This window comes from Winogradskyella schleiferi (assembly GCF_013394655.1).
GTDB classification, from domain to species: domain Bacteria; phylum Bacteroidota; class Bacteroidia; order Flavobacteriales; family Flavobacteriaceae; genus Winogradskyella; species Winogradskyella schleiferi.
In genome coordinates this window covers 281,873-299,304 of sequence record NZ_CP053351.1, presented here as the reverse complement: position 1 = coordinate 299,304, position 17,432 = coordinate 281,873, and the positions used below count along the sequence as shown (strand labels likewise).

At 34.4% G+C, this 17,432-nt stretch carries 12 protein-coding genes and 1 pseudogene; 6 read left to right on the top strand and 7 right to left on the bottom strand.

Annotated features, from left to right (window positions below; all coding sequences use genetic code 11):
• Positions 1 to 250 precede the first annotated feature (250 nt).
• The 3 genes from HM990_RS01375 to HM990_RS01365 all read right to left on the bottom strand — a co-directional run bounded on the left by HM990_RS01375 (position 251) and on the right by HM990_RS01365 (position 2,820).
• Entirely contained in the window at positions 251 to 700 is a 450-nt protein-coding gene (locus HM990_RS01375) for a ferritin-like domain-containing protein (protein ID WP_178987216.1), read from the bottom strand.
• 191 nt (positions 701 to 891) lie between these two features.
• Positions 892 to 2,121, bottom strand: coding sequence for a DUF6252 family protein (locus tag HM990_RS01370; RefSeq protein ID WP_178987215.1), 1,230 nt, complete (start codon positions 2,119 to 2,121; stop codon positions 892 to 894).
• A 249-nt stretch (positions 2,122 to 2,370) separates the two neighbouring features.
• A complete protein-coding gene (locus HM990_RS01365; RefSeq protein WP_178987214.1) occupies positions 2,371 to 2,820 on the bottom strand; it encodes a nucleoside deaminase in 450 nt (149 codons plus the stop codon).
• Positions 2,821 to 2,899: 79 nt separating this feature from the next.
• Here HM990_RS01365 and HM990_RS01360 point away from each other — a divergent pair, with 79 nt between their 5' ends.
• Positions 2,900 to 3,850, top strand: a complete 951-nt coding sequence (locus HM990_RS01360) for an energy transducer TonB (RefSeq protein ID WP_178987213.1) — start codon at positions 2,900 to 2,902, stop codon at positions 3,848 to 3,850.
• 22 nt (positions 3,851 to 3,872) lie between these two features.
• On the top strand, positions 3,873 to 5,657 hold the full coding sequence (locus HM990_RS01355) for a 1-deoxy-D-xylulose-5-phosphate synthase (RefSeq protein ID WP_178987212.1): 1,785 nt from the start codon (positions 3,873 to 3,875) through the stop codon (positions 5,655 to 5,657).
• On the opposite strand, the gene HM990_RS01350 is transcribed toward HM990_RS01355, so the two are convergent.
• Together HM990_RS01350 and HM990_RS01345 are read right to left on the bottom strand one after the other, a co-directional pair.
• On the bottom strand, positions 5,631 to 5,801 hold the full coding sequence (locus tag HM990_RS01350) for a hypothetical protein (RefSeq protein WP_178987211.1): 171 nt from the start codon (positions 5,799 to 5,801) through the stop codon (positions 5,631 to 5,633). The genes HM990_RS01355 and HM990_RS01350 overlap by 27 nt on opposite strands.
• 87 nt (positions 5,802 to 5,888) lie before the next feature.
• Positions 5,889 to 7,229: a deoxyguanosinetriphosphate triphosphohydrolase gene (locus HM990_RS01345; RefSeq protein ID WP_178987210.1), complete on the bottom strand. Its 1,341-nt coding sequence runs from the start codon at positions 7,227 to 7,229 to the stop codon at positions 5,889 to 5,891.
• A gap of 250 nt (positions 7,230 to 7,479) precedes the next feature.
• Here HM990_RS01345 and HM990_RS01340 point away from each other — a divergent pair, with 250 nt between their 5' ends.
• A complete protein-coding gene (locus HM990_RS01340) occupies positions 7,480 to 8,754 on the top strand; it encodes a hypothetical protein (protein WP_178987209.1) in 1,275 nt (424 codons plus the stop codon).
• 64 nt (positions 8,755 to 8,818) lie between these two features.
• Positions 8,819 to 11,650, top strand: a complete 2,832-nt coding sequence (locus HM990_RS01335; RefSeq protein WP_178987208.1) for a TonB-dependent receptor — start codon at positions 8,819 to 8,821, stop codon at positions 11,648 to 11,650.
• A gap of 74 nt (positions 11,651 to 11,724) precedes the next feature.
• Here HM990_RS01335 and HM990_RS01330 read toward each other — a convergent pair whose 3' ends face one another.
• Entirely contained in the window at positions 11,725 to 12,084 is a 360-nt protein-coding gene (locus tag HM990_RS01330; protein ID WP_178987207.1) for a toxin-antitoxin system YwqK family antitoxin, read from the bottom strand.
• A 401-nt stretch (positions 12,085 to 12,485) separates the two neighbouring features.
• Between HM990_RS01330 and HM990_RS01325 the strand changes: the two genes are divergently transcribed.
• Complete coding sequence (locus tag HM990_RS01325) at positions 12,486 to 13,718, top strand: porin (protein ID WP_178987206.1); 1,233 nt, start codon at positions 12,486 to 12,488, stop codon at positions 13,716 to 13,718.
• A gap of 73 nt (positions 13,719 to 13,791) precedes the next feature.
• Positions 13,792 to 16,068: an inorganic phosphate transporter gene (locus HM990_RS01320; RefSeq protein WP_178987205.1), complete on the top strand. Its 2,277-nt coding sequence runs from the start codon at positions 13,792 to 13,794 to the stop codon at positions 16,066 to 16,068.
• Between the two features lie 74 nt (positions 16,069 to 16,142).
• On the opposite strand, the pseudogene chrA reads toward HM990_RS01320, so the two are convergent.
• Positions 16,143 to 17,267 (bottom strand): annotated as a pseudogene (chrA, locus tag HM990_RS01315) (chromate efflux transporter).
• Positions 17,268 to 17,432: the final 165 nt, after the last annotated feature.

Here is a 17,432-nt window from a genome sequence, read left to right as displayed (position 1 = left end):
TTCAAAAATTTAGGGTTTAAAGTTCAAAATTGCCATCCAAACATTAAACGAGATGCTGACATCGAAAATTCATGAATACCTTAATTTGAAGTAAATATCAATGAATAAACGAGTTCAGCATGACAAAGTAAAATAGCTTATAAAATTACGTAGAATTTGTACTTTTTAGAAATGAAGTTGTGAAGAGTTTTGAACATAAAAAAAGCCAGCCTAAATAGACTGACTTTTCTTAATTACTCTAGTATAATAATTACGATACTAATTCTTCGTGTACTTTCTCAGTATTGATTGCCGCTTGTATAGCATTTTTATGCTTTATCAATAGGCTATCTATACTTGGTGGTAAGTTCCGCTCTTTAATTAAATCATTATAGACTTCTAAACTTTCCTCTTCACCTCTTATGGCTTCCTCTAAAATCGCCTCTTCATTATTAGAACTAAAAGTTGATTTTAAACTCATCCAATTTCTATGCATTGTGCCTTTAAAGCTTCCTGAATCTTCTGGGATTTCTCCATATTGTAAGATTTCAGTTCTTAGTTCTTTAGCAAATTCGCTTCGTTCAGAAGCTCTTCTTTTAAAAAACATTTTAAGATTTTTACTTTCGACATTATCAATAGCATTTAGATACCCTTTTTCAGCATCGTAATTTTTGATTAATAGCTCATTTAATTTATTTGAAATTTCTTCTGTATACTTCATTTTGTCTCGTTCATTTAAGATTTCAATAATTTCTTTTAAGTTGCCTACTGTTTCACAACTGACCTCAATATACCGTTCATAGTAGGAAAAATCGAACAAATTAACATCTTTAACAAAGTCTTACCAGTATTTAACAAAAAAAGCGCTACTCAGAATATAAGTAGCGCTTTATCTATAAAATTTGAAATTTTTTATGCCTGTAAATAATCTGGAACGCCATCGCCATCCGTATCAACAGCATCATCCGGATTCCCGTCTCCATTTGGATCGGCATTTTCGTTTATTGTCAAAATACCATCACCATCATCGTCATTATCTAAATAGTCAACATCCAAATCGCCATCCGTGTCTACTGGGTTACCATCTTCATCGACAGCTTCAAATTGTGTTAATATACCATCGCCATCATCATCATTATCCAAATAATTGGCAATACCATCACTATCCGTATCGTCGTTAGTTTTATCGCCATCACCATTGAAATCTTCAAAAACATTAGGCACGCCGTCATCATCATCATCCGCGCAGTCTAAGGTATTGATTTCCATTTGAATACTTCCATCTTCATCACCGCAAATCTGAATTTGTTCTTGTAAATAAAGTAAATATTGCGCACATTTTTCATTGTAATTCCCAATGGTTGCATTAGTTAATTGCGATTCCGCTTCAACCGCATTTTCTGTGGCATACTCACAAGGAAACGCACAAGCATTTAAATCATCTATCGAGGTTTGTATAACGCCTTCAACATCTCCGCAATAATTGCGCTGTGTATTCAATGCGGCTATGTAATTACTACAAGCAGCTTCATAAGCTGCTCTATTTATAAACTCTAAACTTGTAGAAAATGTAGCTTGGTAAACCACTAACGCTTCTTCAGCAAGTATTTCCACATCGTCACATACTATAGGGTTTGCTGGAATAGCACCAGAAAACAAAGGCACTTTATAAAATATGCCTCCATAAATAGGATTCAGTTCTGTACCTTCATTAGTTGTTCCTGTAAAATTAATAACATTACCAGATGCACTGTAAGCATTAAAACGAAAGGTCCCAGTAAATGTATTATCTATAATTTCGTTAAGTCTTATTTCTCCATAGTCAGGATATAATGATCCATTAGGATTATTTGTAGAGTAGACCGTACCATCAGCTCCTGTAAATCTTGCTTCCATAGATTCTACATCACCTAAATTATAGACACCAACGGTTGCGGAAGGTAAAAACAGCTCTAAGGTTTGAGCATTATTTATTCCCGTTATAGTTAAAAAACCAGAGTCGTCTATACTTGCAGAAAATGCTTGAGCTCTCCATGGCTGATTGTTAAGCGTGCCTTGAAACGCAGGAGAATTAAATTGCACTTCATCGCCACAACTGAATACCGTAAGAAAAACAAGAGATAAGAGGATTAGTTTTTTCATTTGCAAAAGGGTCTTTTATCTTTGCTCCAAATATAACGAAACAAGAATGCCAAAAGTATAATTTTTTTTCATATTGTCACAGTCTCGGTTTTTTCTTTTCGTTTAAACGCAATAAAACCCTATAATAACTCATATCCCCTTTTGCTTTTCTACATAAAGTAAATATTATGTTGTCTTTTCATCTTCTTGCAGCAAAATTTGGCTTAAAAAAAAATAAAAACCAGTCCCTCTAAGAAATTTGAGATGATCTCAATTCAAATTACGCTTTTCAATAAAGAAGCGTTTAAGTAGTGCCGAAGCTTCCGCTGCTAAAACTCCATTTACAACTTCGGTTTTAGGATGCAATTTAGTGCCCATGGTTTTAAATCCTCTTTGCGTATCTGAAGCGCCATAAACTATCTTCGAAATCTGACTCCAATACAAAGCTCCAGCACACATTTGACAAGGCTCTAAAGTGACGTATAAGGTGCATTTATTCAAATATTTCCCTCCCAAAAAATTGGCTGCAGAGGTGATGGCTTGCATTTCTGCATGTGCAGTGACATCGTTAAGTAATTCCGTAAGGTTGTGTGTTCTGGCAATAATTCTATTTTCTACAACAATTACTGCTCCAACAGGAATTTCACCTTTTTCAAAAGCTACTTCTGCTTCCTGGAGTGCTTTTTTCATAAAATAAGTATCGTCAAACGGGTTTATCATGGTTGTAAAAATACGATTTCAAAATTATTACAAAACATTGCGGCAAGAAATTTGAGGTCTAAAAACAAAGCTATTAATCATGAAATCCTATTTCTCCATCTCAATTCCAAATCCATGCCATGAAGACTGGATCAAAATGACTCCGAATGAAAAAGGTCGCTTTTGTCAATCGTGCTCAAAGTCAGTCATTGATTTTACACAAATGCCACAACAAACCATTGAGGCCTATTTAGTTGCTAATAATCGAAAAAAAATATGTGGTCGATTTAAGGTCTCACAATTAGAACAAATTCGAATTGAAATACCTCAACACATCATTCAGCAAGAAACAAGTTTTCATAAGTTATTTCTTTTAGTATTGCTGATAGTTATGGGAACTTCACTATTAAATTGTTCTGACCAAAATGGTAATACTAAGAAAATTGATGCTGTTGAAGTTACTTCTACTCATAAAGTCAAGTCCAATCAGCTTCCAAAAATTACAGCGTCAAAAATTATGATTGATTCTACTAAAACCATGACCATTCCAAATCCACAAAAATCCATTAAGATTCATGAAATTCCAGTTTCTCATATAACAGGTGATATTATTGAAGTTAACGCTTCAAATATTAAACCCTTAGATTCGACCTTAGTGGATGAGCATAGAAATAAGCCTACGGAAGAAATAGTTTTTGGACATGTAATCCAAGAAGTTGCAGAATTCATAAATACACCAGATTCATTATCTAGATCAGAAAAAAAAGAATATTTATCTAGTCACATTTCAAAAATCGTTACGGATAATTTTAATATTGAAGTTGCAAAAAAACTTGGCTTAAAAGGTAAACAACGTTTTTTTACTCAGTTTAAAATCGATGAAAATGGCTATGTAAAAGATATTAAAATAAGAAAATCCTCCAATATAGAATTAGAAAATGAAGCAATTAGAGTGATTAATCTATTGCCACAATTTAAACCTGCAAAACAAGGCATGAAAAATGTAGCTGCTATTTATACTTTACCAATTACATTTTTAATCGAAGACTAATAAAATCCTGTATTTTTACAAAGTGAAAGAAACACTTCTAAAACATATCAACCTTCCAAAAGATCTACGTCAACTAAAACCAGAAGACTTACCTCAACTTGCCCAAGAATTACGTCATTTTATCATTAATATAGTTGCCACAAAAGAAGGACATTTAGGCGCAAGTCTTGGTGTTGTAGAGTTGACTATTGCTTTGCACTATGTTTTCAATACGCCTAAAGATGAATTAATTTGGGATGTTGGCCACCAAGCCTATGGTCATAAAATACTTACTGGTCGTAAGGACATATTTGAAACCAATCGACAGCTCCATGGTATTAGTGGATTTCCAAAACGAAGTGAAAGTGAGTATGATGCCTTTGGAGTCGGCCATTCATCCACCTCAATTTCTGCAGCTTTAGGAATGGCAATCGCATCACAACTTAAAGGCCAGGACAAACACCATATTGCTGTGATTGGTGATGCTTCCATTGCTAGCGGAATGGCTTTTGAAGGTTTAAATCATGCAGGCGTTACGGAGGCTAATTTATTGGTGATCCTGAATGACAATGCCATTGGTATTGACCCAAGCGTTGGAGCGTTAAAACAATATTTGACCAACGTAAAAAAAGGGACTGAAAAACAAGATAATATTTTTGAAGCTCTGAATTTTAATTATTCTGGCCCAATTGATGGTCATGATTTACCGTTATTATTGTCAGAATTAAAACGCCTAAAAACCGTAAAAGGTCCAAAGTTTTTGCACATTATTACCACAAAAGGTAAGGGTTTGAAACAAGCAGAATTAGACCAAGTAAAATATCATGCACCTGGTAAATTTGATGCAAATACTGGCGAAATACCAATAAAATCTGGCACCAACCAGCCACCAAAATTTCAAGATGTATTTGGTGAAACCATAGTGGAATTGGCTTTAAAAAATGAAAGAATCATAGGAATCACGCCGGCAATGCCAACTGGAAGTTCCTTAAAATATATGATGGAAGTGATGCCAGAGCGTGCTTTCGATGTTGGCATTGCTGAGCAACATGCTGTTACATTGGCTGCAGGCATGGCAACCCAAGGTATGATTCCGTTTTGCAATATCTATTCTACATTTTTACAGCGTGCTTATGATCAAGTGATCCACGATGTGGCTTTACAGAATTTACCGGTAATTTTTTGTTTAGACAGAGCAGGATTGGTTGGCGAAGATGGCGCTACTCATCATGGCGTTTTTGATTTGGCGTATCTTAATTGCGTTCCCAATTTAGTGATTTTTGCGCCGAGTAATGCCATTGCACTTCGGAATATAATGTACACGGTTCAATTAGGCATTGATTTTCCAATTGCGATCCGTTACCCAAGAGGGCGAGGTCATTTATTGGATTGGAAAATGCCTTATGAAACCATTGATATAGGAAAAGGGCATTGCATTAAAAAAGGTACTGAAATCGCGATCCTTTCTATAGGTACACTATTGAAAAACGTTAGCGATGCGATTGATTCTTTGGATCAAAAAGATGCTGTAGGGTGCTACGATATGCAATTCGTAAAACCCTTAGATGAAGCATTATTGCATGAGGTATTTTCCTCTTACAAAGCCATTATAACTATTGAAGATGGTACTATAATCGGTGGCTTCGCATCATCAATCTTAGCGTTTGCAAATGCCCATAACTATGCGCAATCCATAATAACTTTAGGTATTGAAGATAAATTTATTGAGCATGGATCAGTTAACCAATTACAGCATCTGCAACAATTGGATACATTATCCATAAAAAAGCGAATTGATGATTTATTCTTCGTTCTCAACAATAGCTAAATCCGTCTGATTTTCAACGTTTTCAACCTGAACATTCTCGTAAGCCGATTGCTCTTCGTTTGTGTTTGTAATATCATCTAACATCAATAGGCAAGTCACTACGACCAAGAAAATGACTAGACCTCCAAGTATATTGTTTTTCATAAGTAGGTATTTTACTGAGGGCTGATTATAAGATAAATAAAACACAATTATCGCTAAAAAACAAATTTATTCGATGAAATGCATCGTTTATAAAATCTGACCTTGTAATTTCTTATGCAATAACATAGCATTGGTATCTGATAATTTGGAAATATAGAGACATACAGCTAATAGGTTTTGATATAACGAATCATTGCAAAGTTTTACGGTTTCCGGAAGACTATTGAGCAATAATTTATCGTAACTAGACATGGTATCTTCAAAATAATGGTAGGCCATTTTACCGAACGCCCTTAATAGTTGATTCAAAATTTCATAACCAGCAATTTCCTTATTAATGACTTCTTTAGAACGGTAAACATTTTTTATACTCAGATTGATAATATCTGTTATTTGCGCTTTATACTGACTAACCTCTAACAAAGCCGTTTCAAATTTGCCTTCTAAAATGGCGTCTTCATGTGTCATAAATAACGACGCAGCTTCATCAATTAACGTTCCAATAGCAAGTGCACGTAGATAGCTAATACGATCTTCAGTTGTGTTTAACGCATTGTAATTTTTGGTAATAATTTTACCTCGCACTAAGTTGATTAAATATTCCAAAGCATATTCTTCTTGTATCAATCCTAAATTAATGCCGTCTTCAAAATCTATAATGGTATAACAAATATCATCTGCCGCTTCCACTAAAAAGGCTAATGGGTGTCTTTGGTAACTGAGATCATCCTCATGTCTTTTTATTAAGCCCAATTCTGTCGCGACCTCTTCAAACATTTGTTTTTCACTTTGAAAAAAGCCATATTTTTTATCTACAATATGGTTGGTTGGTCTTGTCGGTAAGGATTCTTTCGGATATTTAGTAAACGCTCCCAATGTCGCATAACTCAACCTTAAGCCGCCTTCTCTGCCTGCTCTACTTTCTGTCAAAATTTTAAAACCATTAGCATTGCCTTCAAAATCGCATAAATCTTGATATTCCTTTTTGGTTAAGTGCTTCTTGAATTCGGCACCTTTGCCCTCTTTAAAATAAGCTCCGATGGCTTTTTCTCCAGAATGGCCAAAAGGCGGATTCCCTATATCATGGGCCAATGCAGCAGCAGCGACAATCGCTCCGAAATCATTCATTCTATAACCGTGGACATTTTCTAAATGCGGATGTTTTTTCAGCAATAACTGTCCTACTTTTCTTCCTAAAGAACGACCAACGACACTCACTTCCAAACTGTGGGTTAGGCGCGTGTGTACAAAATCGGTTTTAGACAAAGGCACTACTTGGGTTTTATCTTGAAGGCCTCTAAACTCAGAAGAGAATATGATTCGATCGTAATCGACTTCAAAGCCCAAACGTGTTTCGTCTTGTTCCTTTCTCAGTCTTTTATTGGTGTCGCCAAAGCGTTTTAGTGAGAGTAATTGTTCCCAGTTCATAGTTAAATTCTTAGAAGATGCAAGATATATAAATTGAAAGAGAATCAGTTATAAAAGGCTTAGTTAGATGTTCCAAATCTCAATGTTACCTTAATGTTTCGTCAATATAAATTGGTTAATACTGAGCTAACACTAAACTAACCTTTTCATCACAAACACTTAATTTTCATATAACCTGTTTAAAAAGTTATCACAGTTTCTTTGCAGCGTAATACAAAAAAAAATCAAACTGTATATTAAAACTCAACTCATGAAAAAATTTATTTTAATCGCAATAGTAGCTTCTACACTTGTTTTCACCAGCTGTTTTAAGGATGATGATACACCTATTATTATCGAAGAAATTACCAATATTTATAACAACAATTCTGGTGGTGGTGAAGAGGATTGCCCAATTGTAGCTGTAACAGGATTTATTTCTGAAGGAACCATATGGACACCAGACAATATATACCAATTAAACCAAAAAGTAGTAGTACCAGATGGGGTTACTTTAACCATCAATCCTGGTACCATAATTAAAGGCTCTGCCGGTACAGGTTCTTTAGCCTCTGCACTCATTATTGCAAAAGGAGGAACACTAAATGCACAAGGCACAGCAGAACAACCAATAATCTTTACTTCTACGAGTGATGATATTACTTGCGGCCAAAACGCAGGTACCAATTTAGACGAAGATGATAGAGGTCTTTGGGGCGGATTAATTGTTTTAGGTAATGCACCATGTTCTTTTTCTGGTGATATTGAAACAGCGCAAATAGAAGGCATTCCTGCTGATGATACATTTGGTCAATATGGCGGTACTGAACCTGAGGATAGCTCTGGCGTTTTAAGATACATCTCTATTCGTCATGGTGGTGCATTAATTGGAGAAGGAAACGAAATCAATGGTTTAACCCTTGGAGGCGTTGGTAATGGAACTTTAATTGACAATATTGAAGTGGTTGCTAATGTTGATGACGGTGTTGAATTCTTTGGAGGTACTGTAAATGCAACAAATCTTTTAGTTTGGGGACAGGGTGATGATGCTTTGGATATTGACCAAGCTTACTCTGGTACAATTGATAATGCAGTAGTTATTTTGGGAGATGTTTCTGACCATGCTTTCGAAATCGATGGTCCTGAAGGAACTGGCTCTGGCGCTTTTACACTAATAAATGCTACAATAATTGGTAATACCGTTACGGCTAATGGTGAATACGCTGATTATAGAAGTAATGCCCAAGGTAACACTTCTAATATTTATGCCTATGGCTTTAAAGATTCTGCGGATGTAGAATTAGATAATGATGGCGTTGCGACTAACTACAATAACGGATTGTTAACTTTTGGAACATGGCAAATTGTTTTACCAACTGGTGTTACAAACGTGACAGATATTTTTGCAAATAAAGCAGAAACTGTAACCGTAACTGATTTTGGATCTACTGCTACTGCTGTAACACAAGGCTCACAAACTGTTGGAGCTACAACTTCAAACTTAAGCTGGACATATGCTAATACAGCTGCTGGGTTAGGTTTCTAAAAATACTTTTTAATATACAAACCCATCGTTTAGGTCTTAAGCGATGGGTTATTCAAATTTAAATATGAAAAAATTACAAAGCGTTCTAACTTTTGTCTTCATTCTAATAACCTATTTTTCCTTTGCACAAGGAAAGGTTGCAGGAACTGTTATCGATGGGGAGTTTAATGAACCAATGGCTTTTTCTAACATCGTAGTAAAAGGAACGACCATAGGCGTTAGTTCTGATTTTGATGGAAAATATGAATTAGAGCTTGAAGAAGGCACTTATACATTAATCTTCTCTTTCGTTGGTTATAGTACAAAGGAAATCACTGATGTTGTCATTACATCCAATGATGTCGTAACTTTAGATGTTGTGTTAGAAACAAATTCGTTAGATACTGTTGTTATAACAACTTCCTCGAAGCGCAATACTGAAAATTCAGTTTTAAACTTACAGAAAAAATCAGTAGTGGTTTTGGATGGTCTATCTGCAGAAGCTATTAAAAGTACTGGAGCAAGTAATGTGGCCAGCGCTGTAAAAAGTGTTCCTGGAGTTTCCATACAAGGTGGTAAATATGTTTATGTTCGTGGATTAGGCGATCGCTATACCAAATCGATTTTAAATGGCATCGATATTCCGGGTTTAGATCCAGACCGAAACACTATACAAATGGATTTATTTCCAACTAACATTTTAGACAATGTTATTGTTTTGAAATCTGCCTCTGCTGAATATCCTGCCGATTTTACTGGTGGAATTGTAAATATTGTTACCAAGGATTTTCCTACTAGACCAGAGTATACTCTATCTTTCGGAGCAGGCTATAATCCTGATATGCACTTTAACGACCAGTATTTAACGTCCACAGGAAGTGATACTGATTTTTTTGGTTTTGATGATGGTACTCGTAACTTACCAATTAATAGATACCAACGTATACCTGGCACTTCTGAAGATAGACTATTGTTAACTACATTAACAGATAGATTTTCAAAGGAACTAGCAGCGAAGCAAGAACGAAGTGGAATGAACTTTGATTTTGGTTTTACTCTAGGAAACCAATATGATGTTGGAGACGATAAATTGGGATACCAAGCTTCGTTTTCCTACAAAAATGAAACTACATTTTATAAAAATCGTATTGATGGTGGTTACATAAAGAACCCTCAGGATCAATCTGATAACAACTTGTTAGCGGCTTTAGATTCAAAAGGTTCTGAAGGTCTAAATAATATAATTTTAAATGGTATGTTGGGCTTAACCTATAAAACCGATGCTTCAAAATTCAAAGTGAATTTACTTCACATTCAGAATGGTGAGTCAACAGCAGGCTTTTATGATCAAATCATTTCCCAAGATGGTACTGGTGGTGCTTTAGAACCATTAACAAAAAACGCGATCACTTATACAGAACGCTCCATTACCAATGTATTAGTTTCAGGTCAACACCGTTTAAGTAGTGACGAAAATGCCTTTAATTTAGAATGGAAACTGTCACCAACGTTTTCCAAGGTTATGGATAAAGGCCACCGAATTACGCCTTTGCAGCAAGCTGACAATGGCGATTCTTTTTTATCACCTTCCGCAGCGACATTTCCTATTCAACTTTGGAGAAACTTATTAGAAGAAACATGGTCTGGAAAAGTGGATTTAGATAAAACGGTTATGCTTTTTGGAAAACCAGCAAAACTTAAATTTGGTGGTGCTTATACCTATAAATTTAGAGACTTCAATACTGATGATTACACTTTTAATATTAGAGGCGATCAGTCTTTTATTGCGAATGGTGATGTTGATAATTTATTAGACTCTGACAATATTTGGAATCCTACGAGCAACGTCGGCACACACTTAATCTCTATCGATACATTCAATCCTATTGATGCTTATGAAGGTGAACAGCATATTGCAGCAACGTATTTTTCAGCAGAATTTAATTTAAGCGAGAATCTTAAATCTGTTTTAGGATTAAGAACTGAGTCTTTTAATTCTTACTATACTGGAACAAGAGACAACAACACGATTTTCTTTGATAGGGATTTAATCTTAGACGAATATGATTTCTTTCCTTCAGCAAATGTTATTTATTCACTTAATGACAACTCAAATCTTAGAGCATCGTATTCACGCACAACTGCAAGACCTTCGTTTAAAGAAGCTTCTGTCTCTCAAATTTTTGATCCTATAACTAACCGTTTATTCATTGGTAACATTAATCTTGTTCCTACTTATGTCAATAACTATGATTTAAGATATGAGCGCTATGGAGACAACGGACAAATGTTTGCTATTAGTGGTTTTTATAAAGACTTTACAGATCCGATTGAACAGACATTCTTCGAAGAAGCAACCACACAATTAACGGTTGGAAATTTAGGTAATGCAAATGTATATGGTGTAGAATTTGAATTAAGACAACGTTTAGGGTTTATTTCTGAAGGTTTAGACAATTTAAAATTTAATGCTAACTTCTCTTTAATTAAATCTGAATTGAATATGTCAGAAGATGAATTCAGAAGTAGACAGGACAATGCGCGAGATGGAGAAACCATAGACAATAAAAGAAACTTACAAGGCCAAGCACCTTATCTGATCAACTTTGGATTAGATTACAACAATTCTGATTTAGGGTTTCAAACCGGATTGTTCTATAATATCCAAGGGAAAACTTTAGAGGTTGTTGGTATTGGAAAAGTACCAGACGTATATACACAACCGTTCAATAGTTTAAACTTTACACTTAACAAGTCCTTCGGCGAGAACAAACGCTCATCCATAGATTTAAAAGTCACTAATATTTTGGGAAGCGAAAGGTTGAGTGAATATGAATCCTATAATACAGACAATCAAACATTCTCATTACGAGATCCAGGAACGGAAATATCTTTGGGTTATTCTTTTAAATTTTAAGAGAAAATTTGTTATAATAATAAAAGGCTTTCTGAATCATCAGAAAGCCTTTTAATTTTATAAAAATTCTTTTATTATCTATTGCTTATGGCAACTGTAGTTTTGTTATCCCACTTGTTTACGGTAACGATTTTAGAATCTACATAATCTACTTCTTTCAAAGAATTATCTTCCCAAAAGAACCACTTACCAACTTTTTTACCAGCGTCGTAAGTTCCTAAGGCAACTTTGTTTCCTTCTGCATCGAAACTTGTCCATTCGCCTTGTAATTTACCTTCAGCATTAAATGTACCAGTTTGGGCTACTTCTCCATTATCATGAAAATAGGTCGCCATTGTGACGTCACCTTTCTTTTCTAATTTTGGTTGTATGTTATCTTGTGCATATGTAAATCCTACACACAGCATGACTAATATTATGGCTATCTTTTTCATATCTATTTGGGTTTTATATAGAAATCGTTATTCAAATATAACTTTTATTTTACATTTTAGCAACGTTTACATAACATTTAGTTAACATTGAAGCTTTATTCTAGTGTTTTACAGCTACTTATCTATTTTTAAGCCACCATCTTTCAAACTTAATAATTAGATAATGTTAGCATTACATTCAGATTACTTTTAGTTTTCATATTTGTAAGGTCTTTTAACGAGACAATTAGTATTTCATAAATTTTATTGGTTTTTGTCGACTGAATACTTATGATTTCTAATGAGGCTGCTTTAAAAAAAGCAGCCTTTTTTTTAAATTCCTTTAAAAGTTAATACTTAGGAAACATTCACTTAACATAAAAGTTAGTTATTTGCACTCGACAAAAACTAATACATCATACATGAATACTAAGATTTGTACACTTGTAATTTTCTTATGTGCAATTTTTTCTACAAACGCTCAAGAAATTAGCGTTACGTCATTTGGAAAAGGACTTATTAACTTTGTCGCTAAAGACAGTTCCTTTAGTATAAAGTTTGCACCACGTTTTCAAGTACGCTCAGTTTCGAATTGGGATCACGATGGAAATCAATACGGAAGCCCAGAACATAACTTCATTGTTCGTAGAGCACGTTTAAAATTCGACGGTTTTGCTTATAATCCAAAATTAAAGTATAAGATAGAACTTGGCCTATCCAATAGAGATCTTGCTGGCGCTAACGATTTTAACCGAAATACACCACGTTATATTCTAGATGCCGTATTAATGTGGAATTTTTCAGGTAACTGGGAACTTTGGGCAGGTCAGACCAAATTACCAGGTAACGTAGAACGTGTTGTATCATCGGCTAACCTTCAATTAATAGATCGCTCATTATTAAACAGTCGTTTTAATATTGACCGTGATTTAGGTATTCAATTACACCATAAAACCAATTTAGGAACTAAACTTTTAATGCGTGAAAAATTTTCCGTGTCGCAAGGCGAAGGTCGTAACGTTACCGAAGGGAATGAAGGTGGTTTACAATATACAGCGCGTTTGGAGTTTTTACCATTTGGTGAATTCCAATCAAAAGGCGATTATAGTCAATCAGATTTAAAACGAGAAGCCACACCAAAATTGATGGTCGGTTTTACTTACAATTACAATCAAGATGCTGTGAGAGAACGCGGTTTTGCGGGAGATTATATGATCATTTCAGACGATCCTTTAAAATTATACGAAACAGATCAAACAACTATTTTCGCAGATGCCATGTTTAAATATCGTGGATTCTCTTTTATGGGAGAATATGCAAAACGTACAGCCGATGATGAAATCGCTACTGAATTAGATGGAACTACCATAGATATTGATGGCGAACCAGGACCAGACTATATTGTTTTAACAGGAAATGCATTAAACTTACAAGCTGGTTATTTATTTAAAAGTAATTACGAAATTGCAGCACGTTTTACAACATTGGAATTTGAAAATATAACAGGTGCGTTGCCAACAAATCAATACACGTTAGGAGCTTCAAAATACATCGTTGGACATAAACTAAAAGTTCAGACTGATCTTAGTTATACCACATTGGATGGAAACGAGGATAGTATTAGATTTAGATTAGGATTTGACATTCACTTCTAACTAAATTAACAATTAGATAACGTTATAATCGAATCGTATAAAGATATTTGCAAACTTATTTGAATTAAAAATTATGGATAATATTTACTTATTAATGTTAATTGCCATCACTGTTTTAGCGGTTGCTGATATTGTGGTTGGTGTAAGTAATGATGCTATTAACTTCCTAAATTCTGCCATTGGTTCTAAAGCTATTTCATTACGAACCATAATGATCGTAGCAAGCTTAGGTATTTTCATTGGCGCTGTGTTCTCGAGCGGAATGATGGAAGTCGCCAGAAAAGGTATTTTTGTTCCAGCTCAATTTGAGTTTGGTGAAATTATGCTCATTTTTATGGCCGTAATGATCACCGATATTCTGTTACTTGACTTCTTTAATACTTTAGGATTGCCAACATCGACTACAGTTTCTATTGTATTTAACCTTTTAGGTGCCGCAGTTGTAATGTCTATTATAAAAATCAGTCATTCAGAAACAGAAACCATTGCCGATCTTGGTAATTACATAGCTACGGATACAGCATTCACAATCATAAGTGGTATTCTACTTTCAGTTTTAATTGCATTTACGATAGGTGCTCTTGTACAATGGGTGTCAAGACTTATTTTCACGTTTAATTATGAGAAAAAAATTAAGAATTTTGGAGTCATTTTTGGCGGCCTTGCTTTAACAGCAATCACCTATTTTATTTTTTTAAAAGGGTTGAAAGGAACGCCATATTATAAAGAAATGGCAGCTTCAGTCGAAGGAAACGAAACCTATATTATCATTGGAAGTCTTATATTTTGGATTATCTTCTCTTACATATTTGAAAAGTTGACTAAAAAAACGGTCTTGCTCTTTGTAATTGGAGCAGGTACATTTGGATTAGCTTTGGCTTTCTCAGGAAACGATTTGGTTAACTTTATTGGAGTCCCTATGGCTGCATACCATTCATATGAAGCATGGACTGCAGGAGGTATGGATATTACAATGTCTATGTCTGTTTTAGAGGAAAAAGTACCTGCAGAACCATTATTATTATTTATATCAGGAGCCATCATGGTATTAACACTATGGCTATCTAAAAAAGCAAAGACAGTTGCTGAAACTGAAATTAGTCTTTCGCGTCAAGGGGAAACTCACGAGAAGTTTGAACCTAATCGTCTTTCGCGTTCTATAGTAAAAGGAACAACGCAATTATCAAATTATTTTGGCGTTATAATTCCAAATTCAACTCAAGAAAAAATCAATAAGAGTTTTGAAAAACCAAACGTTGTATTAACAAAAGATCAAAGTATTGATGCACCTGCATTTGATATGATTAGAGCTTCTGTTAACTTAATGGTAGCTGGTGTTTTAATTGCCATTGCTACTTCTATGAAATTACCGTTATCAACCACTTATGTGACATTCATGGTGGCTATGGGTACGTCCTTAGCAGATAGAGCTTGGGGAAGAGAAAGTGCTGTCTATAGAGTTGCCGGTGTATTGAATGTTATTGGCGGATGGTTTGGCACTGCGCTTGGAGCATTTATAGCATCTGGTATTGTTGTGTTTTTAATCAATTGGAATCCTTCTGTAATGATACCAATTTTATTGCTTATTACAGCTTTTCTTCTTTATAGAAATTACAAATCTCACAAAGATTCTTCTAATAAAGTTGCAGAAGAAGATAGTCTTAAAGAAACTGGAAGTAGATCTGTACAAGGTGTTATTCTTGAAAGTGCAGACAATATTTCAAACGTTGTGAAACGTGGAAATAAAATTTATACCAATGCGGTTAACGGATTGGCAAAACAAGATTTGGCCTTACTGAAAAAGAATAGTAAACAAATCGCTAAACTTTCTAAAGAAGTGGATAGTTTGCGAGACAATATATTCTACTTTATCAAAAATTTAGATGAAACAAGTGTTAGAGCAAGTAGTTTTTATATCAATATTTTAGGGTATTTGCAAGATATGACGCAATCATTGGAATATATTTCCAAGGTAAGTCACAAGCATATTAATAACAATCATAAAAAACTTAAATTCAGTCAAATTAAAGAATTGAAAGAAGTTGACGATGCCTTAGAAAAACTTTTTAATGATACAAAAACCGCTTTCGACTCGCATTCTTTTGAACAAATTGGATCTATCATAACCCGTAAAAAGGCTGTTTTGGATTTAGTGACCGATAAAATTGTGAAGCAAGTCGCTAGAACACGAACTGAAGAATCTAGCCCAAAAAATACGACCCTTTATTTTAGTTTACTTTTAGAGACCAAAGATTTATTAACAGCAACTATGAATTTATTGGAAGAGTATTACAGCTCCCACGATAGTTCGGTAGAACCTGCAACTATTAATACTGAGGAGGCAAAGTAAATTCGGATTGAATATATTATATTGAAAAAGCTTTGATTCTTAAAGAATTGAAGCTTTTTTTATTCCTAAAAAGTCTAAATAATAGTCAATAATAAAAACCCGAAAATTGCACCAATTACTATAGTCCAAATCGTGCTGATTTTAGTTTTAAAAGTTAAATATGCGGCCATAATTGCAATACTTATACTTTGCCATTCTATTAATGTTTCCTTAGCCATAACTATGAGCACAGCGAGCATTACTGCCACTGCAGCTACATTGACAGAATCTAAAAAGTAGCGCAATAGTTTAGAGTTTCGCATTTTAGGAATAAACGGATTCAATATTAAAACAAATAAAAAGGATGGTAAAAAAATCCCAACTATTGCCATCAAAGCACCCATGAAACCAGAAAGTTGATATCCTATAAAAGTGGATGTTGACAAGACTGGTCCTGGTGTAAATTGCCCAATCGCAATAGCATCAATTAATTCTGCTCTGGTCAATAAACCACGAGTCACCAATTCGGCATCCAAATATGCAAACAGGACATAACCACTACCATAAAGTATTGCTCCAACTTTTAGGAAAATTAAAAAAAGTTTTAACGTCGATAGCTCAGCAATAGTTGTATTTACACCGATTAATAAAAGAAAAGGTGCTATTGAATTTAGATTATTTCCTAGTTTAGATTTGAAATAAAAATAAGGAACTCCCAAAACACCCGCACTTAACAATACTAAGACCTCATTGACACCTAAAAGACTTACAGTTAAAACCAAAACACCAATTATTATTAACTCAGTACTTTTTACGGCCTTTTTACCAAGTTTTAATATTGCAGATGCTATAATAGCTAAAACTGCTGGTTTTATGCCATATATAAAAGGTTCCACTTGTGGTAATTCGCCATACTCTGTATACAGATAAGCTAATAATGCCGTAATTAGGGTCGCAGGAAAAATAAAGGCTATTCCTGCCACGAATAAACCAGACTTACCTGCACATTAATATCCGCAATGCATGGTCATTTCAGTAGAATTTGGTCCAGGTATTAAATTTGTGGTACCTATTAAATCCAGAAAATAGTCTCTAGACATCCATTTTCTTTTTTCAATAATTTCATCTTCCATCATGGCAATATGAGCCGCAGTCCCACCGAATGCGAAACATCCCAGCTTAAAGAAAACAAGCCCGACTTCTGTTAATTTAGAATTCATATTAAATCTCAAACATTGTTGAATTGTTACTTAAAAATATGAAAATAATCGCTTGTGCATTCTTATTTGAGTTAAACAAATGATTAAATAAAATACTTTTCAAACGTCCAACTCTATACTTTTACCGTATATATCACTTTAAATCTTAATCTTTAAAAACTAAAA